This is a genomic window from Manganibacter manganicus (assembly GCF_002075885.1).
GTDB lineage: Bacteria > Pseudomonadota > Alphaproteobacteria > Rhizobiales > Rhizobiaceae > Mesorhizobium > Mesorhizobium manganicum.
Window position 1 is genome coordinate 17,463 of sequence record NZ_MDET01000004.1, and the last position, 19,944, is coordinate 37,406.

Here is a 19,944-nt window from a genome sequence, read left to right on the forward strand (position 1 = left end):
GAACGCGCCTGATCAATGGACTGTCGAACCTGCCGCCTTCTCGCGTGGGGTCATGCAACCCGCATCGCGGCTTACCGGCCTTCACGATACCACATGCCGCCGAGCGCCAGCAAAAGCAGGCCGAGGCCGAGGAAACCGCCGAACAGCGGCACGCGGGAAACGGATTTGAGCACGCTGTCGTCGGTCGTGCGCAGGCCGATCCAGTCGTCGCCGGCGGCTTGACTGGCGGCGCGAACCGGCACGATGGAGGGCAGCGTGATGCCGCTGCCGCCGTCAGCCAGACGACGGACGCTGCCGCCGGTGGCATCCGTCGCCGGCTTCAGCTTTGCCGGGGTCGAGACGACGTCGGTGAATTCCGGCGCGTTGACCGGCCCGACATGGGCTAGGGCGGTGAGATCGCCATTGGCGACCTGATAAAGGCCGATCTCGCCCACCTCGGCGCTGCCGGTGAACACGCCCGGTGCGGATTTTTGCAGCTTTACGGTGATGGTCTTGCCGGAAGGCGTGATCGCCTCAGCCGTATCGGGGTCGTCGCTCATGGTCTGGCGGCGAATCTCCAGCACCATGCCGCGCCCGTCGGCGGTCAGCCGCTCCTCTTCCAGTTCCGGCTCCTTCATCAGCCAGTGGGCGATGCGGCGGTAAAGCTGGACATGCGGGCCGCCGCCCTCATAGCCGCGCGCCCAGAGCCAGCCCTGATCGGACAAAAGCATGCCGACGCGGCCCTTGCCCTTGCGGTCGAGAATGAGCAGCGGCCTGTCGTCGGCGCCCTTCATCACCACTTCACCCTGCGGATTTTCCACGCCGATGGTGCGGAACCAGCGGCTCCAATGCGGCGGCTCGGACGCCGAGCCGTCGAGGCCGCGCGTGACCGGGTGGCGTTTGCCGAGATCGGTGAGGCGCGGATAGAACGCCTTGTCGATCACCTCGCCGGTCGGCTGCGCCGGCAGCGCGGCGATCAGCGGCGTGCGGGCAATGGTCTGCTGGCCGGCATATTCGGGGCCGGCGGCGATCAGCAGCGCGCCGCCGTTCTGCACATATTCGGCGATGTAGTCGTAATAGAGGATCGGCAGCACGTCACGGTGCTGGTAGCGGTCGAAGATGATCAGGTCGAACTGGTCGATCTTGTCCACGAACAATTCGCGCGTCGGGAAGGCGATCAGCGACAATTCATTGATCGGCGTGCCGTCCTGCTTCTCCGGCGGGCGCAGGATGGTGAAATGGACGAGATCGACCGAGGCGTCGGATTTCAGCAGATTGCGCCAGGTGCGCTCGCCGGCGTTCGGTTCGCCCGACACCAGAAGCACGCGCAGGTTTTCGCGGATGCCATCGACAAGGGCGACGGCATGATTGTTGATGTCGGTCAGTTCGCCGTCTTCCCTGGGAATTGAAAGCTCGACAATGTTGCGCCCGGCATTGGGAACCGTGACCTGCAGCGGCATTTCCTGGCCGATGAAGGCGCGATCCATGGCGACCTGCTCGCCATTGACCGAAATACGCACATCGACCGGCCCGCCGGCCGCCTCGGTGGAGATGACGCGATAACTCATATCGAGCGGCTTGCCGACAAGGCCGAAGCGCGGCGCGTTTTCGAAGCGTATGCGGCGATCCTTCTCCTGCTCATGGCCGGTAATCAGCGCATGCAGGGGATCTGCGAAGCCCGGCGCGCCGGCCGGCACGTCATGCACTTCGCCATCGGTAATCATGACGGCGCCGCCAATGCGGGAGGGCGGCACGTCGCGAAAGGCGTTCTCCAGCGCGGCGAACAGGCGCGTTTCGGTCCGCTCCTCGGCCGCGCCCGACTTGCCCGTTTCAACGACGCGCACATCGAAATTCTTGAAACGGGCCAGCCGTTCCTTGACGCCCTCGAGGGCGGCGTCTGTCTGTTTCGTGCGCTCGCCGATATCCTGGCTCTGGCTGCGGTCCACGACCACCGCGACGACGCTTTTCAACGGCTCGCGCGCCTCGTCGAGAAACACCGGATTGACCAGCGCGGCCGCCAGCGCGGCCAGCGCCAGAACGCGAAGCCAGGCGCCGCGCTGGCGCAGCCACAAGCCTGCCAGCGCGAGAATGGCGAGCGGCGCCAGCACCGCCGCGACAAGCGGCCATGACAGGAGCGGATCGAAGGCAAGCGACCAGTTCATTATTCTACTGCCCCAGCCGTTCGAGCAGCGCGGGTATATGCACCTGATCGGATTTGTAATTGCCGGTCAGCATGTACATCATGATGTTGACGCCGGCGCGCAGCGCATAAACCCTCTGCATGGGGTCGTCGGGCACGGTCGGCAAAAGCGGGTTGCCGTTGGCATCGATGGCCCACGCACCGGCAAAATCATTGGCGGTGATCAGGATCGGGCTGACGCCGTCGCCGGCGCGCACGGGCCGGCTTTCCGAACCGGATGTGTCGGGCGAGGCCTCGACCCAAAGCGGACTGCCGGTGAAGCGGCCGGGAAATTCCGGCAGGATGTAAAAGGTCTTGGTCAGCACATGGTCGGGCGGCACCGGCTCCAGCGGCGGCACGTTGAGATTGCCCAGAATGTCGCGAAGCCGGCCGGTTGCCGGGCTCGCGCTGCCGTCATCGATGCTGCTGGAGAACTGGTCGCGTGTGTCGAACAGCACCGTGCCGCCCTGGTTCATATAGGCATCGATACGCGCGATCGCCGCCTGGCTCGGCATCGGCGCGGCCGGATCGATCGGCCAGTAGATCAGCGGGTAGAAGGAAAGCTCGTCCTTGCCGATATCGACGCCGGCGGGCGGGCCGGGATCGAGCGCGGTCTTTTCGATCAGGAAGCGGTTGAGCCCTTCAATGCCGGCGCGGCTGATCGAGTCGTCCTTCGGCACGCCGGTCAGCACATAGGCGATACGGGTCTTGTCGATGGCCTCGATGGCCGCCTCGTCGCCCGGTTTGGAATCGTCGGCCTTTGCGGGGTTCGGCTGGACAGCAAGCGCGGCGAGCGCGATGAGCAAGGCTGCTGCGGTCGCCCCGGCCGCGGGGCGACGGCGAAAGCGCGCCATGGCGCCGCCTATCCAGAACACGGCCAGCGTGTCCAGCACCATCAGAACGATCGCGGCTGCAATGAGCGAGCCCTTGAGGTGGCGCGACTGGTCGAAGGCATAACGGACGGTGGTGACGGGAACGCCGATCTGCGGGCGCTGCAGGGGGGCCAATGTGCTTTTGGCATTGAGCAGGTTATGGGCGAAAACGCCGGTTTGCGAGCCGTAGAGGCCGGGTGGGTTTTCGATCGTCACCGGCTGGCCGGGGCTGGGCAGGAGCGGGCGGGCATCGGAGGGAGGCGGCACCAGTGCCCCATCGGCCGCGATCATGCGATAGGGCGCCAGAGCCGTCGCTGACGGCCCGGTTTCGACGGTGGCGGCGCCCTGATTGCGCGACAATTGCACGATGCGGCGCAGCATTTCCACGAAGGAGCCGGAAATCGGCAGGCTGGACCATGTCGCCTCGGCGGTGACATGGAACAGGACCAGCATGCCCTTGCCCTTCTTCAGACCCGTCACCAGCGGCGTGCCGTCGGCAAGGTTGGCCCATGTGCGCTCGACGATATCGGGGCCGGGCTCGGCCAGCACCTGCCGGCTGACGGTGACATCTTTCGGCGGTGCGAGATCGGCAAACGGCCCGGTCCTGGGAAAATCGCTGAGCGGCTGCGGCGTGGTCCATGACAGCGCGCCGCCCAGCGAACGCTCGCCGGTACGCAGATGGACCGGCAACAGTTCGTCGTCATTTCCCGCAGCCGCCAGCCGCGAGCCGGCAAAGCGCACCAGCGTGCCGCCATTGTCCACCCAGTCGATCAGCTTCTGGCGGGTTTCGGGAGGGATGGTGCCGACATCGGCCATGACGATCATGGCCGGCTTCCGTTCCAGGAGTTGGGGAATGGATTTGGCGAGATCTGCGCCTGAGGGATCGATCAGATCGGCGAAGGGCGACAGTGCACGGCGAATGTAGAACAGCGGCGAGAGCAAAGGCTGAGCCTGGTCGGCGTCGATCTGCGACAAAAGCCCGACGCGCCGCCGCTTGGCGCTGTCGTCGAGCACGCGCACCGCGCCGGCCTGCCGCTCGCCGTCCAGCGCGATCGAGGAAAAGTCGTTGCGCAGTTCGAACGGCACTTTCATCGTGCCGGTTGCGGTGGTCGCGCCGGCGGCGAAGTTGAGGGTGGCGTCGGCGATGCGCCTGCCCTTTTCGTCGAAGGCGCCGGCTGTAACCTGGCGCGGCGCGACATCGCCGGGCGCGCGGATGGCAGTCAGCGCAAAGCCGTCCACCTCGTTTTGCGCATCGGCAAGGACGAGAGCGTCGAGCCTGTCCGGTACCGCCCACACGACATTGGCGGCGTTTTTCGAAAGCAAGCTGTCGAAGGCTTCGCGGTCGCCCTTCGCCGCCAGCCCATCGGCCAACACGGCGACGCTGGCGTCGGGCATGCCGGAAAGCTTTTGGGCGACGCGGGCATAGATGGCGGGGCGGTCGGTGGGGATCGGCCGTGGCTTTGCGGCGCGCAGGTGGTCGAGCGCGGCCGTCGCGTCGAACGGACCGATCTCGGCATTCGGCTTTTCCGAGGTGAAGGCGATGATGACGGGCACGCCCTTCTTGCCGGCGTCGGTAATCAGCCGCTCGGCGGTGGCGACACGCTTGTCCCAGTCGGGAGCCGAAGCCCAGTCATTGTCGATGACCAGCGCCAGCGCGGAGCCCTTGGTCGGCAGGGCCTCGCGCGGGTTCCAGACCGGATCGGCAAGGGCGGCGATGACGAGTGCCGCAAGGATCAGGCGCAGCAGAGTGAGCCACCACGGGCTTTGCTGCGGCGTTTCCTCTCGGCTGAGCACCCGCGCCAGGATTTTCAGCGGCGGAAACACCTCCGCCTGCGGCTTGGGCGGCGTCAGGCGCAGCAGCCACCATATGACGGGCAGGGCGATCAGGCCCCACAGCACCATTGGCGCGCCGAAGGAGAGCGGCAGCCAACTCATGCGGCCGATCCTTTCGTCAAAAAGCCATCGGCGCTGAGCGCCATATGCAGACGCACCAGCGCCTCCGATGCCGGACGGTCGGTGTGGTTGGTGATAAAGCTCCAGCCACGGCGGCGGCACCAGGCGGCAAGTTCCTCGCGGCGGGCGATATAAAGCCGGCGGTAGTCGTCGGCCAACCGCTCGGCGCGACCGGCCGTGAGTTTTTCGCCAGTTTCGGGATCGGTGAATTCGGTGCGGCCGGCATAGGGGAAGGTTTCTTCCGCGGGGTCGGCAATTTCGATGAGATGCGCCCGCGCGCCGCGCCGCGCCAGGGCGTCGAGCCATGCGAAGGTCTCCTCGACCGGATCGAGGAAATCGCTGACCAGCACGAGATCTGCGAAGCGGCGGATGGCGGAAAGGTCGGGCTTGGCCTGCGACTCAGGCGCATGCACCAGGCGCGCGGCGATGCGCTCGGCGCCGTTGCGGGCGGTGAACGGGTCGGTCAGGTCGGGCCATGCGATGCGCTCGCCGCCGCGCGACAGCAGTTCGGCCACCGCCAGCACCAGCACCAGCGCGCGCTCCTGTTTCGAGGCGGCCGCGGCGGCGGACTTATAGAGCATCGACGGTGATGGGTCGGCCCACAGCCAGACCGTGTGTGCGGCCTCCCACTCGCGGTCGCGCACATAGGTGTGGTCGTCGCGCGCCGAGCGGCGCCAGTCGATGCGGTTGACAGCCTCGCCTTCGACATAGGGCCGGAACTGCCAGAAATTCTCGCCGATGCCGCGCTTCTTGCGGCCATGCCAGCCGGTTATCACCGTGTTGACGATGCGGCGGGCTTCGACCAGAAGGTCAGGCACCAGCGCGGCATGGCCGCGCCCGCGGGCAAGCGCCTCGCCGGCAATTGTCGGAGCCTGGAGCTGGCCGATATTCGCCATCAGATCTCCTTGATGCGCTTCGCCACCACATCGCCCACGCTCATGCCATCGGCGCGCGCGGCAAATGTCAGCGACATGCGGTGCTGAAGGACAGGCAGGGCCAATGCCCGCACGTCATCGACCGACGGCGCCAGCCGGCCATCATAAAGCGCGCGGGCGCGGGTGCACAGCATCAATGCCTGGCTGGCGCGCGGCCCCGGTCCCCAGGCGACATGCTTGTCGGTGTCGGCATTGCCTTGTCCCGGCCGCGTCGAGCGCACCAAAGTGAGGATCGCCTCGACCACGCTTTCGGGCACCGGCATGCGGCGGATCAGTGTCTGGATTTCCTTCAGCCGCTCGGCGGCAAGCGCGTTGCGGGCCGTGGCCTGATCGACGCCGGTGGTCTCGACCAGAATGCGCCGTTCCGCCTCCAGTTCGGGATAAAGCACGTCGATCTGCATCAGGAAGCGGTCAAGCTGAGCTTCCGGCAGCGGATAGGTGCCTTCCTGCTCCAGCGGGTTCTGGGTGGCGAGCACATGGAAGGGGGAAGGCAGGTCGTAGCGCTGGCCGGCGACGGTGACGTGATATTCCTGCATGGATTGCAGCAATGCCGACTGGGTGCGCGGCGAGGCGCGGTTGATCTCGTCGGCCATCAGCAATTGCGCGAAGACCGGGCCGCTGATGAAGCGGAAGGAGCGGCGGCCGTTCTCGTCCTGCTCCATCACCTCGGAGCCGAGAATATCGGAGGGCATCAGGTCCGGCGTGAACTGGATGCGGCCGGTCTCGAGGCCGAGCACGATGCCCAATGTCTCGACCAGCTTAGTCTTGGCAAGGCCTGGCACGCCGACCAGCAGTGCATGGCCGCCGGCAAGCAGCGCCACCAGCGTGCGCTCGATCACGCTTTCCTGTCCGAAGATCACCCGGCCGACGCCTTCGCGGACATGCGAAATATCGCTCAGCGCGCGCTCGGCCTCGGCGATCATGGCCTTTTCGTCCATCGGGCTCTCCTTGACCACCACGCTCATTCGTCGATCCTTGTGGTTAGAGGCGCCACCGCGATTCGCTTCCACGGGGCCTGTCGGCGGACCTTAGAACAAGCTACGTTCCAGTTGAACCTGTTCCGCTCGGTCCTTAAATCGAACCCAAGCCTGACAAGCGCAACAACAGTGACTATTTCGTGACAATGACAGAACAGCGCGAACATCGTGAAGGCGACATTTCCTCCGCTAAAGAGGCTGGCGGATTGGCAGCGCTGATTTCGCGCGCCGCGCGCGCCGGCAAGGGCGCGGCCCCGGTGGAACGCTGGAACCCGGCTTTCTGCGGCGACATCGACATGGAAATCAAGGCGGACGGCACATGGTTCTATCTCGGCACGCCCATCGGCCGCATGCCGCTGGTGCAGCTTTTTTCCAGCGTGCTGCGCAAGGATGAAGACGGCCGCACCTATCTGGTGACGCCGGTGGAAAAGGTCGGCATCCGCATCGAGGACGCGCCCTTCGTCGCCGTCGAAATGAATGTCTCGGGCAAGGGCGAGGATCAGGTGATGACCTTTCGCACCAATGTCGGCGATGTGGTCGAGGCCGGGCCGGATCATCCGCTGCGCTTTGTCGACGAGGACGAGACCGGCGGGCTGAAGCCCTATCTTCTGGTGCGCGGGCGGCTGGACGCACTTGTGGCGCGGTCGGTGATGTATGAACTCGCCGAACATGGCGAGGAGGTGGTGGTCGATGGCACGCCCATATTTGCGGTGCGCTCTCGTGGCGCGGTGTTTCCGATCATGCCGGTGGACAGGTTGAAACGGCTGAGCGCCTGATGGACGCCCTTATGAACGCAATGGCCGAACCGGTCTTCTCGGCGGAGGATTTTCGCGCCCGCGTCCTTGCCCATGCGGGCGAGGGCGAAGGCGAGGACTATGGCGATCATCGTTTCAATCCCGGCCATCCGCGATTGATCGGGGCGAAGCCGCTGCGCGATGCGGCGGTGCTGATCCCGGTGATCGACCGCGGTGCGGAAGCAACGGTTCTGCTGACCAAGCGGGCGGAAACCCTGCGCAATCATACGGGAGAGGTGGCTTTTCCCGGCGGCCGTATCGACGCGACGGACGCTACGCCGCAAGCGGCGGCATTGCGCGAAACCTTCGAGGAGGTCGGGCTCGACGGCCGCTCCATCGAGGTGCTCGGCCGTATGCCGGATTATGTTTCGGGCAGTGGCTATCGCATCGCGCCGGTTCTGGGCGTCGTGCAGCCCGGTTTTCACCTGACGCTGAATCCCGACGAGGTGGACGCCGCCTTCGAGGTGCCATTGCGCTTCTTGATGGGAGCCGCCAATCACCGGCGCGACAGCCGCATGTGGAACGGGCTGGAATGGTTCTATTACGAAATGCCCTATGGCGGGCAGCGCATCTGGGGCGTGACGGCGGGCATCATCCGCACTCTCTATGAAAGGCTTTATGCGTGAGCGAGCCGTTGAAGATCGCCGATGGGGCGGATTGGTTGCGTGACAGGCACTTGCAGCGCCTGCTTGCCGTGCTGGGCGAAGATGGCGAGCAGGCGCGCATTGCCGGTGGCGCGGTGCGCAACGCGCTGTTCGGCCAGCCGGTCGCCGATGTCGATATCGCCACCACCACCTTGCCGGAAGAAACGATGCGTCGCGCCATGGCGGCCGGGCTCAAGCCTGTGCCGACCGGCATCGAGCACGGCACGGTGACAGTAGTGGCCGGCGGGCAGCCGTTCGAGGTGACGACGCTGCGCGCCGATGTCGAGACGGACGGCCGCCGCGCCAAGGTGTCGTTCGGGCGCGACTGGGCCAGAGACGCCGAGCGGCGCGACTTCACCATCAACGCGCTTTATGCGGAGGCCGACGGCACGGTAATCGACCTTGTCGGCGGTGTCGCCGATATCGCGGCGCGGCGGCTGCGCTTCATCGGCGATGCGGAAGCCCGCATCCGCGAGGATTATTTGCGCATCCTGCGCTTTTTCCGTTTCTTTGCCTGGTATGGCGACGGTCGGCCGGATGCCGAAGGGCTGAAAGCCTGCGCGCGGCTGAAAGAAGGGCTGGACCGACTTTCGGCAGAGCGGGTCTGGTCGGAACTGAAAAAGCTGCTTTCGGCGCCCGATCCCGCCCGCGCGCTGTTGTGGATGCGCCAGGCGGGCGTGCTGTCGCGTATCCTGCCGGAAAGCGAGAAATGGGGCATCGATGCCATACACGGACTGGTAGAGGCCGAGCGCGCGCTCGGCTGGGAGCCCGATGCGATGCTCAGGCTGGAATCGATGGTGCCGCCGGACGCGGCGCGCATGAAGGCGCTGGCCGAGCGGCTGCGGTTTTCCGGCGACGAAGCGAATCGCTTGCAACGCTGGGCGCTGGCTTCTGCCGTAGGGCCAAAGACGACCGAAGGCACGCTGGCAAAACGGCTCTATCTGGGCGACAGGCAGGCGACAACGGACCGGCTCCGGCTGGCGCTGGTCTCGGCCCGGTCGCGCGCCGTGCAGGACGATACGGCGCTGATTGAAGCCGGCGGCCTGTCACGCCAGCTTGGTTTTGCATTGAAATGGCAAAGGCCGGTTTTCCCGATCAAGGGCGCGGATTTGACCGCCCTTGGCGTTCCTGCCGGGCCAAGGCTTGGAAGGCAGTTGAAGGCGCTGGAAACGGCTTGGATCGACAGCGGCTTTGCGCTGGATCGCGCGGGTTTGCTGGCGCGAGCTGAGAAACTGATTCAAGATTGAGATGATCCGGCATTCCGGTTGCAATGCCGATTCCGCTTTTACGCCGAACGTGTTGATTACCTTGAGATAACGGCGTGCCGTGCCGCCCCATCGTGGAGAGGCACGACAAGGCAATAGGAATCTGTTCAGGCAGCGTCGCGCGCCTTTTCGATACGCGAGCGGATCGCGTCGATCATCGATTCACGGATGATGGTTTCACCATGCGTTTCGCGCATATGCTCGACGGCGCGGCGCATCACCTCGGCCTCTTCCTCGGCGCGGGTGTGCCATTCGCAGCCCGGCACGAGTGATCCGCAATGAAATTCCTTCATGGCTTCCTCCTGGCCTGTTTCGATCGATCCCAAGCATAACACAAAACCGGAGCGTAGGTTGCGGAAGGGTCGAAAAAACCGTGCTGCCTGCCTCAACCGGGCTTTACGGCCATTTCACCTGCGGCGGCATGGACGACAGGATCGAGGCGACATTGCCGCCGGTCTTCAGGCCGAACAGCGTGCCGCGATCGTAGAGCAGGTTGAATTCGACATAGCGGCCGCGCCGCACCAATTGCTCTTCGCGGTCCTCGTCGGTCCAGTTGGCGTTGAAGTTGCCGCGCAAGATATGCTGATAGGCGACCATGAAGGAGCGGCCGACATCCTGCACGAAGGCGAAATCGGCATTCCAGCCGCCTTTTTCCTCCGCCGAATGCAGCCAGTCGAAGAAGATGCCGCCGATGCCGCGCGCCTCGTCGCGGTGCGGCAGGTAGAAATACTCGTCGCACCATTGCTTGAACCGGTCATAGTCGGCCACTGCGGCGTGTTTTTCGCAGGCAAAGCGCATGGCGCGGTGAAAGGCGATGGAATCGGGGTCGTCCTGGGTGCGGCGCCGGTCGAGCACAGGCGTCAGGTCGGCGCCGCCGCCGAACCATTGCCGGGAGGTGACGATCATGCGCGTGTTCATGTGCACGGCCGGAACATTGGGGTTCCAGGGATGCGCGATCAGCGAGATGCCGCTGGCCCAGAAGCGTGGATCTTCATCGGAGCCGGGAATCTGGGCGCGGAATTCCGGCGAGAACTCACCATGTACAGTCGAAGTGTGAACGCCGACCTTCTCGAAGACGCGGCCGCGCATCACCGACATCATGCCGCCACCGCCTTCGCCGCCCTCGCGTTGCCACGGGGTCTGTTCGAAGCGGCCCGCCGCCCATGACGCATGCGGGCCGGTCAGTTCATCCTCGATGGCCTCGAAGCCGGCACAGATGCGGTCGCGCAGCGCCTCGAACCAGTTTTGCGCCTTTTCCTTCCGGGCTTCAATGTCGGCGGGCAGGCCTGCGGGAATTTCGGGTCTCTGCATTGGGCTGTTCCCGTGACCGGTGGCGGAGGGTGCGATTTGACTCGTATTTTTACCGCGCGATCCCTAATCTGTTGGCAGATAGGGTCAAGGAGACTTTTTTGCGCACCCCGGCACGGCCCGCGCTGGATGGCCTGAAGAAAAGACTCGAACGCGGTCGCACTGAGCGCGAGCGCATGCCGCGCGACGGCTTCCTGCGTGAGACATTCGTGCTGCCTCGCCCGGATGCGCGGCTGAAAGCGCAGGAATGGTTCGAACGCTGGCCCAAGCAGGCCTACTGGACCGAAATCGAGAGCTGGTTCGAGCGTCCGGGCGACGTGATCGAATTCACCATCAGGCGATTGCCGGCGGCGGATTAGAGCTTGATCCCGAAGAGTTGCAGACTTTTCGAATAAGATCATGCGTTAAACAGATGCTTTCGCCGCCCGCTTTGCGCAGATCACTAGAGGCGGCGTCTCGCCCGATGCACCGTCCAGTCACCCGCCAAGCTGGCGTAGCGCCTCTCCCGCAACCATGGCCGTGGCGAGCGCGACATTGAGGCTGCGCGCGCCCGCATGCATGGGAATGAGCAGCCGTTCATCGGCTGCCTTATGGACATGATCCGGCACGCCGGCGGATTCGCGGCCCAGAAGCAGGATGTCGTCGGCGGCGAAGATGAATTCCGTATAGGGCCGGGCGGCTTTGGTGGAAAGCAGCACCAGCCTGCGGTCGCTTTGCACGCGCCACGCTTCAAAGGCCTGCCAGTCGGCATGGCGGGTGAGGCTTGCCATTTCGAGATAATCCATACCGGCGCGCCTCAGGTTGCGGTCGGACAGCGTGAAGCCCGCCGGCTCTATGATATCCACCGCCAGTCCCATGCATGCCGCGAAGCGCAGGATGGTGCCGGTATTGCCGGCAATATCGGGTTGATAGAGAGCGATGCGGAACGGACTGGTCATTTCGGCGCGCTCGTCTCGCGTGGCCGGATGGTCACAGTGGATTTCGGGCAATCACGTTCGCTCTGCCGCAGGGTGGTCATTTGCAGCGAATGCGTGTATGAGGCGCCCATTGTCAACTCGAACCGACGGAGGCGGATATGAAATTTGTGACGATCGCATATATGCGCCACCCACTTCGCAGGCGCTCCGCCTGACGGCAACCGGTTCGACGCTTTCCTGAATACAGGCATCATCGAGACGTTTGCGCTGGGCCTTTTCGGCCTCGAACGGTTGTGATTGCGTTCCTATCTGTCTGCGACGGGCCGTCAAGCGGCCGACTTCAATTCGAAAAACCATTTTCGCGCTTTGGGGCTTCGGCTCCCGCCCGATCCGAATTTCTTCTGGTTCGCCGGGCAAGCGCCGCAAGACGAGACAAGACCATGTTTAGCTGGTTTGAACGAAGACTTGATGCTTTTCCTGCTGCCGAGCCCGTCGAGCCGCCGAAGACGCTGATTGCCTTTTGCTGGCACTTCACCAGGCCGGCTTGGCCGTTCGTGCTGCTGGCCGCCGTGCTGATGGCCATAATCGCCGTGATCGAGGTGTGGATGTTCGGCTTCCTCGGCCACATCGTCGATTGGCTCTCCGCGCAGAACCGCGACACCTTCCTGCAAACGGAATGGTGGAAGCTGGCCGGTATGGCGCTGGTCGTCGGCGTGGCGCTGCCCGCGCTGGTCGTGCTGTCGTCGTTGAACACCTACCAGACGCTGTTCGGCAACTATCCGATGCGCATACGCTGGCAGGTGCATCGCTACCTCATCAACCAGTCGATGGCGTTCTACCAGGACGAGTTCGCCGGCCGCATTGCCACCAAGCTGATGCAGACAGCGCTGGCCGTGCGCGAGACGGTGATCAAGTTCGCCGAGGTGCTGAACTACGTCGTGGTCTATTTCCTCGGTATGCTGGTCATCCTCGGCTCGTCCGACTGGCGGCTGGCCGCGCCGATGGTGCTGTGGCTGGCCGGCTATCTCCTGGCGCTGCGCTATTTCATCCCGCGCCTCGGCAAAGTATCGCAGGCACAGGCCGACGCGCGCTCGATGATGACGGGCCGCATCGTCGACAGCTACACCAACATCCAGACGGTGAAGCTGTTCTCACACGGCCGGCGCGAATCCGACTATGCGCGGCAGGGCATGGCCGAATTCCTGGAGACGGCCTATGCGCAAGCCCGGCTCATCAGCAAGTTCTATATGGTCGTCTACGGCCTGAATTCGGCCCTCCTGATCGGCGTCGGCGCGCTGTCTATCGGCCTGTGGCTGAACGGGGTGGTGACCGTCGGCGCCGTCGCGGTGGTGGTCGGCTTGGTGCTGCGCCTCTACGGCATGTCGCAATGGATCATGTGGGAGGTGTCGAGCCTGTTCGAGAATATCGGTACGGTGCAGGATGGTATCTCGTCGATTTCGCTGCCGCGGCTGGTCGAGGACAAGCCCGGCGCCAGGGATATCGTCGTGGAGCGTGGCGAGATTCGTTTCGACCGGATGGGCTTCCATTACGGCAAGGGCAAGGGCGTCATCGAGAACCTGTCGCTGACGATAAAGCCGGGCGAAAAGGTCGGGCTGGTCGGGCGCTCGGGCGCCGGCAAGTCCACGCTGGTGAATCTCCTGCTGCGTTTCTATGACATTGAAAGCGGCCGCATTCTGATCGACGGGCAGGATATTGCCGACGTGACGCAGGATTCGCTGCGCGCCGCCATCGGCATGGTCACGCAGGACACCTCGCTGCTGCATCGCTCGGTGCGCGAAAACATTCTCTATGGCAGGCCGGATGCCGGCGAGGAGGCGATGCTGGAGGCGGCGCGGCGCGCCGAGGCACTGGGCTTCATCCCCGAACTCGCCGACGCCAAGGGCCGCACCGGCTTCGACGCCCATGTCGGCGAGCGCGGCGTTAAATTGTCGGGCGGCCAGCGGCAGCGTATCGCCATCGCCCGCGTCATGCTGAAGGATGCGCCGATCCTGATTCTCGACGAGGCCACTTCGGCGCTGGATTCAGAGGTCGAGGCAGCGATCCAGGAGAACCTCTACAGGCTGATGGAAGGCAAGACAGTGATTGCCATCGCGCACCGGCTTTCCACCATCGCGGCGATGGATCGGCTGGTGGTGATGGATCAGGGCGAAATCATCGAGCAGGGCACGCATGACGAACTGGTTGCGCAGGGCGGGCTCTATGCCCAATTGTGGCGGCGGCAGTCGGGCGGCTTCCTGCCGGACGACGGCCAGAGCGAGCCGGCAGCGAGAATGAAGCTGGAGATGCGGGAAGAAGCGGCGGAGTGATGAACGCAGTCTATCGCTGGTTCGAGAACTGGGTCTATCCGTTCCGGGAGCCGGCGAAACTCAGGCCACCGGCGACGGTTATCGGCTTCATATGGCACTATGTCGGGCAGGCGCGCATGGCCTTCTTCGCCATGCTGGTCATCGGCGGCATTGCGCCACTGGTGGAGGCCGGACTGTTCTACTTCGTCGGCCGGCTGGTCGATATTCTCGACCAGTTGCCGGAAGGCGGGCGAAGCTGGGTCACTCTTTGGCACGTCGCCGGCTGGGAACTGGTCTTCATGGTCATGGTGGTGCTGGTCATCCGCACCGTCGTTGTCGGCCTGTCGGCGCTGGTGGACGAACAGACCATCGTGCCCGGCTTCTTCAACCTGGTACGCTGGCAGGCGCACCGGCATGTCTCGCGCCAGTCCTACACCTTCTTTCAGAACGATTTCGCCGGGCGCATCGCCACGAAAGTGTGGCAGGCGGGGCAGGCGACCGGCGACCTGATGGAAAGCTTCATCGAGGTCGTCTGGTTCATGGTCGTCTATACGGTGACGACGCTGGTGCTGGTGGCGGGGCTCGACTGGCGGCTGGCGGCGCTGGTGGCGATCTGGATCGCCGCCTTTGGGCTTCTGGCGCGGCGCTATCTGCCGGCGATCCGCAAGCATGCCGAAGCCAATGCCGAAGCCGGCTCGATGATCAATGGCCGCATCGTCGATTCCTATTCCAATGTGCAGACGCTGAAACTTTTCGCCGCCGATGGCGACGACCGTTATATCCGCTCCGGCTTCGACATCTATCTCGCCGCGCTCAAGCCGTTCACACGGCAATTGACTGGGGTGCGCATGGCGCTGACGGCGCTGTCGGGCGCCATGATCACGGCGATCGCGTGCTTCGCCATCTATCTGTGGCTGGAAGGGCGTATCACGGTCGGCGCGGTCGCCTTTACGCTGTCGCTGGTCCTGCGGCTCAATATGCTGCTCGGCCGGCTGATGATGCAGTTGAACGGAATCCTGCGCAATCTCGGCGTGCTGGAGAATTCCAAGGCGCTGATCTCGCAGCCGCTCGGCCTGGTGGACAGCCCGGATGCCAGGGAACTCGGCGTGACCGGCGGGCGTATCGATGTACAAGATCTGCGCTTCCACTACGGCAAGGGCGCGGGGGTGCTCGAAAACATCAATCTCACGATCAGGCCGGGCGAGAAGGTCGGGCTGATCGGACCGTCGGGTGCCGGCAAGACGACACTCGCCAACCTGATCCTGCGGCTTTACGACCTCGAAGGCGGCCATATCAGCATTGACGGGCAGGACATTGCCGGCGTCACGCAGAATTCGCTGCGCGCCAATATCGGCGTGGTCAGCCAGGAAACGGCGCTGTTCCACCGCTCGCTGCGCGACAATATCAAACTCGGCATGGAAGAGGCGAGCGATGCGCAAGTGAAGGCGGCGGCAAGACGCGCGGAGGCGGACGAGTTCATCCTGTCGCTCGAGGACAATCGCGGACGCGAGGGTTACGACGCCTTTGTCGGCGAGCGCGGCGTCAAGCTTTCCGGTGGCCAGCGCCAGCGCATCGCCATTGCGCGGCTTTTCCTGAAGGACGCGCCTATCCTCATTCTGGACGAGGCGACCTCGGCGCTGGATTCCGATATCGAGGCGGCGATCCAGGAAAATCTTTCCCGGCTCATGCAGGGCAAGACCGTGATCGCGATTGCGCACCGGCTTTCCACCATCGCCGCGCTCGACCGGCTGATCGTGCTCGACCGTGGCCGTATCGTCGAGGAAGGCACGCATGATGAACTTGTGACTCTGGACGGGCTTTATGCGCGGCTGTGGAAACGCCAGTCGGGCGGCTTCCTGTTCAATGAGGAAAGCCCGCTGGAGGAAACCCGGCCAGCGGAATAGATCGGTGTAGATTGCCCCCGGCGCTTGTTGCGCGGGCGGCGGCGTGACGATTCGGCGTCCGCGATCACGATATCCCCAACGCCTTGCCGGCGCAGCGCGGCACCAAGTGCCTGCAACAGGCCGCGAGCATGATTTGACGTGTGCCAGCAAGGCTTTGCGGCCGATGTGCGGCCATGCCCGCGACAATCTGCCCATATCCTCTCTCGCGACTGGACAAAAACGGGCTTCACGCATAAACCGAAGCCAAATGCCGGAGGGATACGCTAGCCTGATCGCCATGCGCTGTCGGGTTGGTGTTATTGAGCGGGGACAAGAGCTCGCCTTTGGCAAGGAAGAGGCGAAAGGATCATGCACCCGTGAGCGCTACCGATACCCACGATCCCAACCGTCGTGACTTTCTTTACGTCGCCACCGGCATGGCCGGCGTGGTCGGCGCGGGCGCTTTTGCCTGGCCGTTCATCGACCAGATGCGGCCGGACGCCTCGACGCTGGCCCTGGCTTCCGTGGAAGTCGATGTTTCCTCGTTGCAGCCCGGCTCCTCGCTGGTGGTCAAGTGGCGCGGCAAGCCGGTGGTCGTGCGCTACCGCACCGAGAAGGAAATGAAGGACGCCGAAGCGGTCAATCTCGGCGATCTCAAGGATCCGATCGCGCGCAACGCCAATCTTCCGTCCGACGCGCCTGCGACCGACGCCAACCGCACCGCCAAGGGCAAGGAAGCCTGGATGGTGATGGTGCAGGTGTGCACGCATCTCGGCTGCATCCCGCTCGGTCAGGAAGGCGAATATGGTGGCTGGTTCTGCCCGTGCCATGGCTCGGTCTACGATACCGCCGGGCGCATCCGCCATGGACCGGCGCCGGAGAATATGGCTGTGCCGGTTTATGAGTTCATTTCCGATTCCAAAGTACGCATCGGCTGAGGCAGGGGATATTGTCATGAGCGAGGGACACTCGACCTACACGCCGAAAACCGGGATCGGACGCTGGTTCGACGCCCGCATGCCTCTGCCGAGGCTGGTCCATGACAGCTTCGTCGCCTATCCGGTGCCGCGCAACCTGAATTATGCGTGGACCTTCGGCGGCATCCTGTCGATCATGCTGGTGGCGCAGGTCCTGACCGGCATCGTACTGGCCATGCATTACACGGCCGATACCGGGCTTGCCTTCGATTCGGTCGAAAAGATCATGCGCGACGTGAATTCCGGCTGGATGCTGCGCTATCTGCACGCCAACGGCGCCTCGTTCTTCTTCGTCGCCGTCTATATTCACATTTTTCGTGGTCTCTATTACGGCTCCTACAAGGCGCCGCGCGAGCTTCTGTGGATTCTCGGCTGCATCATCTACCTTTTGATGATGGCGACCGGCTTCATGGGCTATGTGCTGCCCTGGGGGCAGATGAGTTTCTGGGGCGCCACCGTCATCACCGGCTTCTTCAGCGCCATTCCGCTGGTCGGCGACTGGATCCAGCAGCTTCTGCTCGGCGGTTTCGCCGTTGGCGATCCGACGCTCAACCGCTTCTTCTCGTTGCACTACCTGCTGCCGTTCATGATTGCCGGTGTGGTCGTGCTGCATATCTGGGCGCTGCATGTCGTGGGGCAGAACAACCCGACCGGCATCGAGGTGAAGTCGAAGACCGACGTGGTGGCGTTTACGCCCTATGCGACGATCAAGGACGCGTTCGGCATGATCGTGTTCCTGTTCATCTTCGCCTATTTCGTCTTCTACCTGCCGAACTATCTCGGCCATCCGGACAATTACACGGTCGCCAACCCGTTGAAGACCCCGGCGCACATCGTTCCCGAGTGGTACTTCCTGCCGTTCTACGCGATCCTGCGCGCGATTACCTTCAATATCGGGCCGATCAACTCCAAGCTCGGCGGCGTGCTCGCCATGTTCGGCGCCATCGCCATGCTGTTTCTGGTGCCGTGGCTGGATACGTCCAAGGTGCGTTCGGCGGTCTATCGGCCCTGGTACAAACTGTTCTTCTGGCTGTTCGTTGCCGATGCCATCCTGCTTGGCTGGCTTGGTTCGCAGCCGGCGGAGGGTGCTTATGTGCTGATGGCGCAGCTTTGCACGCTGTTCTACTTCGCTTTCTTCCTGATCGTCATGCCGGTTCTTGGCCTGATCGAGACGCCGCGCCGTCTGCCGAATTCGATCACGGAAGCGGTGCTGGAAAAGAACAAGGGTGGCGGCGGTCATCCGGCAGGGGCCGCGGCCGCGCCGGAAACCAAGGGCTGAGCGACAAGAGAATCCAGGGGATTTAGGCATGAAAAAGATTCTCACCTCGCTGGCACTGGTCGGTTTCGTCGTCGCGGGCGGCGCGGCGATCGCGGCCGAGGAAGGCGCCCAGGCAACCACCGCGCAGCCAACGCACTTCCCGATGAAGGAATTGCAGGAGATGGATTGGAGTTTTTCCGGTCCGTTCGGAACCTATGACAAGGCGCAGTTGCAGCGCGGCCTCCAGGTTTACAAGGAGGTTTGTTCGGCCTGCCATTCGCTGGACATGGTGGCGTTCCGCACGCTCGAAGGGCTTGGCTATTCCGAAGCGCAGGTGAAGGCCTTCGCCGCTGAATACACCATCCATGACGGCCCGAACGACGATGGCGACATGTTCGACCGTCCTGGCAAGCCGTCCGATTATTTTCCCTCGCCGTTCCCGAACGAACAGGCAGCGGCGGCCTCCAATGGTGGGGCTGCCCCGCCCGACATGTCGTTGCTGGCCAAGGCACGCGGCCTTGAACGCGGCTTCCCGCAGTTCGTTTTCGATATCTTCACCCAGTATTCCGCGGGCGGCCCCGATTACATCCACTCGCTGATCACCGGCTATGGCGAAACGCCGCCGGCCGGGCTGAAGATTCCCGAAGGCACCTATTACAACCCCTATTTCGACGCGGGCGTATCGTTGAAGATGCCGCCGCCGATCTCGGACGGGCAAGTGACTTACAGCGACGGTTCGCCGGAAACTGTCGACCAGTATTCCAAGGACGTTGCAGCGTTCCTGATGTGGGCGGCCGAGCCGCATATGGAGGAACGCAAGAAGACGGGCTTCCGGGTCCTGCTGTTTCTGATCCTGTTTGGCGGCTTGGTGTATATGACCAAGCGCAAGGTGTGGTCCGACGTGGCGCACTGATCGCCGCGCGATTAGATCAAAAAGGGCGCTTTCGGGCGCCCTTTTTGTTGCAGCGTGCCGGGTGGGGCTGTGTCACCGGCGAAGATCGGCGAACATGCCGGGCAGGCGGCAAGGGAGATAAATCCGGCATCGCTTTTGCTTTTCTTTGCCGGGCCAAGGCTTTATCGATGACGTGACAGGACACGGAGCATCAATGACACGCTCGACCGAAGAGACGCTGCTGGCGGCGATCCGCACAATTGTGGACTATCCCAAGCCCGGCATATTGTTTCGCGACATCACCACGCTTCTGGGCGACGCGAAGGCCTTCAGTCTCGCCATCGATGAACTGGCCAGGCCGTATGGCGATGCCGTGCTCGACAAGGTGGCCGGCATCGAGGCGCGCGGCTTCATTCTCGGCGGTGCCGTGGCGCATCGCCTTTCGGCAGGCTTCGTGCCGATCCGCAAGAAGGGCAAGCTGCCACATGAGACCGTGCGTGTCGCCTACAGCCTGGAATATGGGCTGGACGAGATGGAAATGCACAAGGACGGGGTGGCGCCCGGCGAGAAGGTCATCCTGATCGACGATTTGATTGCCACCGGCGGCACGGCGGAAGCGGCGGTCAAGCTGCTTCGCCAGATCGGTGCCGACATCGTCGCCGCCTGTTTCGTCATCGATTTACCTGACCTCGGCGGCCGCAAGAAGCTGGAGGCGCTCGGCGTTCCGGTGCAAACGCTGATTTCGTTCGAGGGCCATTAAAGGGCGGTGTGGGGCATGCTGAGCCTGTGAACTTGATTCCGTCGT

Annotated in this window: 17 protein-coding genes; 10 read left to right on the plus strand and 7 right to left on the minus strand. The window is 63.9% G+C overall.

Translation table 11 applies throughout. The annotated features are described in order from the left end of the window. Positions 1 to 71 precede the first annotated feature (71 nt). Genes BFN67_RS03690 through BFN67_RS03705 form a run of 4 tightly spaced genes read right to left on the minus strand, consistent with a single transcriptional unit; the run spans position 72 to position 6,883 of the window. Positions 72 to 2,141: a hypothetical protein gene (locus tag BFN67_RS03690; RefSeq protein ID WP_080918271.1), complete on the minus strand. Its 2,070-nt coding sequence runs from the start codon at positions 2,139 to 2,141 to the stop codon at positions 72 to 74. Positions 2,142 to 2,145: 4 nt separating this feature from the next. Continuing rightward, positions 2,146 to 4,965, minus strand: a complete 2,820-nt coding sequence (locus BFN67_RS03695; RefSeq protein ID WP_080918272.1) for a DUF4159 domain-containing protein — start codon at positions 4,963 to 4,965, stop codon at positions 2,146 to 2,148. Further along, positions 4,962 to 5,879 carry a DUF58 domain-containing protein gene (locus BFN67_RS03700; protein WP_080918273.1) on the minus strand — a complete coding sequence of 306 codons (918 nt, stop codon included), beginning with the start codon at positions 5,877 to 5,879 and terminating at the stop codon, positions 4,962 to 4,964. The genes BFN67_RS03695 and BFN67_RS03700 overlap by 4 nt, the downstream gene beginning before the upstream one ends. Continuing rightward, entirely contained in the window at positions 5,879 to 6,883 is a 1,005-nt protein-coding gene (locus BFN67_RS03705) for an AAA family ATPase (protein WP_080918274.1), read from the minus strand. Before BFN67_RS03705 ends, BFN67_RS03700 begins: the two co-directional genes overlap by 1 nt. 158 nt (positions 6,884 to 7,041) lie before the next feature. On the opposite strand from BFN67_RS03705, the gene BFN67_RS03710 reads away from it, so the two are divergent. The 3 genes from BFN67_RS03710 to BFN67_RS03720 are packed head-to-tail and all read left to right on the plus strand — an operon-like array spanning position 7,042 to position 9,580. Next, complete coding sequence (locus tag BFN67_RS03710; protein ID WP_080918275.1) at positions 7,042 to 7,671, plus strand: DUF1285 domain-containing protein; 630 nt, start codon at positions 7,042 to 7,044, stop codon at positions 7,669 to 7,671. Beyond that, the gene (locus tag BFN67_RS03715) at positions 7,671 to 8,315 is read left to right on the plus strand and encodes a CoA pyrophosphatase (protein ID WP_425349733.1); all 645 of its coding nucleotides are present in this window, start codon (positions 7,671 to 7,673) and stop codon (positions 8,313 to 8,315) included. Before BFN67_RS03710 ends, BFN67_RS03715 begins: the two co-directional genes overlap by 1 nt. Then, positions 8,312 to 9,580, plus strand: coding sequence for a CCA tRNA nucleotidyltransferase (locus tag BFN67_RS03720; RefSeq protein WP_080918276.1), 1,269 nt, complete (start codon positions 8,312 to 8,314; stop codon positions 9,578 to 9,580). The genes BFN67_RS03715 and BFN67_RS03720 overlap by 4 nt, the downstream gene beginning before the upstream one ends. 125 nt (positions 9,581 to 9,705) lie before the next feature. Here BFN67_RS03720 and BFN67_RS03725 read toward each other — a convergent pair whose 3' ends face one another. Next, positions 9,706 to 9,891, minus strand: a complete 186-nt coding sequence (locus BFN67_RS03725; protein ID WP_080918382.1) for a DUF1059 domain-containing protein — start codon at positions 9,889 to 9,891, stop codon at positions 9,706 to 9,708. Positions 9,892 to 9,994: 103 nt separating this feature from the next. Continuing rightward, on the minus strand, positions 9,995 to 10,909 hold the full coding sequence (gene hemF, locus BFN67_RS03730; RefSeq protein WP_080918277.1) for an oxygen-dependent coproporphyrinogen oxidase: 915 nt from the start codon (positions 10,907 to 10,909) through the stop codon (positions 9,995 to 9,997). A 98-nt stretch (positions 10,910 to 11,007) separates the two neighbouring features. Here hemF and BFN67_RS03735 point away from each other — a divergent pair, with 98 nt between their 5' ends. Beyond that, positions 11,008 to 11,265, plus strand: a complete 258-nt coding sequence (locus tag BFN67_RS03735; protein ID WP_080918384.1) for a hypothetical protein — start codon at positions 11,008 to 11,010, stop codon at positions 11,263 to 11,265. A 117-nt stretch (positions 11,266 to 11,382) separates the two neighbouring features. Here BFN67_RS03735 and BFN67_RS03740 read toward each other — a convergent pair whose 3' ends face one another. Then, positions 11,383 to 11,844 (minus strand): tRNA (cytidine(34)-2'-O)-methyltransferase, encoded by a 462-nt coding sequence (locus BFN67_RS03740; protein WP_080918278.1) that lies wholly within the window; start codon positions 11,842 to 11,844, stop codon positions 11,383 to 11,385. 419 nt (positions 11,845 to 12,263) lie between these two features. Between BFN67_RS03740 and BFN67_RS03745 the strand changes: the two genes are divergently transcribed. The 6 genes from BFN67_RS03745 to BFN67_RS03770 all read left to right on the plus strand — a co-directional run bounded on the left by BFN67_RS03745 (position 12,264) and on the right by BFN67_RS03770 (position 19,899). After that, complete coding sequence (locus tag BFN67_RS03745; RefSeq protein WP_080918279.1) at positions 12,264 to 14,150, plus strand: ABC transporter ATP-binding protein; 1,887 nt, start codon at positions 12,264 to 12,266, stop codon at positions 14,148 to 14,150. After that, positions 14,147 to 16,033: an ABC transporter ATP-binding protein gene (locus tag BFN67_RS03750; RefSeq protein WP_080918280.1), complete on the plus strand. Its 1,887-nt coding sequence runs from the start codon at positions 14,147 to 14,149 to the stop codon at positions 16,031 to 16,033. The genes BFN67_RS03745 and BFN67_RS03750 overlap by 4 nt, the downstream gene beginning before the upstream one ends. Positions 16,034 to 16,389: 356 nt before the next feature. Then, complete coding sequence (gene petA / locus BFN67_RS03755) at positions 16,390 to 16,950, plus strand: ubiquinol-cytochrome c reductase iron-sulfur subunit (RefSeq protein ID WP_080918281.1); 561 nt, start codon at positions 16,390 to 16,392, stop codon at positions 16,948 to 16,950. 16 nt (positions 16,951 to 16,966) lie between these two features. Then, entirely contained in the window at positions 16,967 to 18,268 is a 1,302-nt protein-coding gene (locus BFN67_RS03760) for a cytochrome b (RefSeq protein ID WP_080918282.1), read from the plus strand. 28 nt (positions 18,269 to 18,296) lie between these two features. Then, positions 18,297 to 19,160, plus strand: a complete 864-nt coding sequence (locus tag BFN67_RS03765; protein ID WP_080918283.1) for a cytochrome c1 — start codon at positions 18,297 to 18,299, stop codon at positions 19,158 to 19,160. A 193-nt stretch (positions 19,161 to 19,353) separates the two neighbouring features. Then, a complete protein-coding gene (locus tag BFN67_RS03770) occupies positions 19,354 to 19,899 on the plus strand; it encodes an adenine phosphoribosyltransferase (protein ID WP_080918284.1) in 546 nt (181 codons plus the stop codon). Positions 19,900 to 19,944 lie beyond the last annotated feature (45 nt).

Excerpts from the sequence above, each read along its gene's own strand:
- BFN67_RS03690 (WP_080918271.1), bottom strand. The coding sequence starts at position 2,141 with ATGAACTGGTCGCTTGCCTTCGATCCGCTCCTGTCATGGCCGCTTGTC.
- BFN67_RS03695 (WP_080918272.1), bottom strand. The coding sequence starts at position 4,965 with ATGAGTTGGCTGCCGCTCTCCTTCGGCGCGCCAATGGTGCTGTGGGGC.
- BFN67_RS03700 (WP_080918273.1), bottom strand. The coding sequence starts at position 5,879 with ATGGCGAATATCGGCCAGCTCCAGGCTCCGACAATTGCCGGCGAGGCG.
- BFN67_RS03705 (WP_080918274.1), bottom strand. The coding sequence starts at position 6,883 with ATGAGCGTGGTGGTCAAGGAGAGCCCGATGGACGAAAAGGCCATGATC.
- BFN67_RS03710 (WP_080918275.1), top strand. The coding sequence starts at position 7,042 with ATGACAGAACAGCGCGAACATCGTGAAGGCGACATTTCCTCCGCTAAA.
- BFN67_RS03715 (WP_425349733.1), top strand. The coding sequence starts at position 7,671 with ATGGACGCCCTTATGAACGCAATGGCCGAACCGGTCTTCTCGGCGGAG.
- BFN67_RS03725 (WP_080918382.1), bottom strand. The coding sequence starts at position 9,891 with ATGAAGGAATTTCATTGCGGATCACTCGTGCCGGGCTGCGAATGGCAC.
- hemF (WP_080918277.1), bottom strand. The coding sequence starts at position 10,909 with ATGCAGAGACCCGAAATTCCCGCAGGCCTGCCCGCCGACATTGAAGCC.
- BFN67_RS03740 (WP_080918278.1), bottom strand. The coding sequence starts at position 11,844 with ATGACCAGTCCGTTCCGCATCGCTCTCTATCAACCCGATATTGCCGGC.
- BFN67_RS03745 (WP_080918279.1), top strand. The coding sequence starts at position 12,264 with ATGTTTAGCTGGTTTGAACGAAGACTTGATGCTTTTCCTGCTGCCGAG.
- BFN67_RS03760 (WP_080918282.1), top strand. The coding sequence starts at position 16,967 with ATGAGCGAGGGACACTCGACCTACACGCCGAAAACCGGGATCGGACGC.
- BFN67_RS03765 (WP_080918283.1), top strand. The coding sequence starts at position 18,297 with ATGAAAAAGATTCTCACCTCGCTGGCACTGGTCGGTTTCGTCGTCGCG.
- BFN67_RS03770 (WP_080918284.1), top strand. The coding sequence starts at position 19,354 with ATGACACGCTCGACCGAAGAGACGCTGCTGGCGGCGATCCGCACAATT.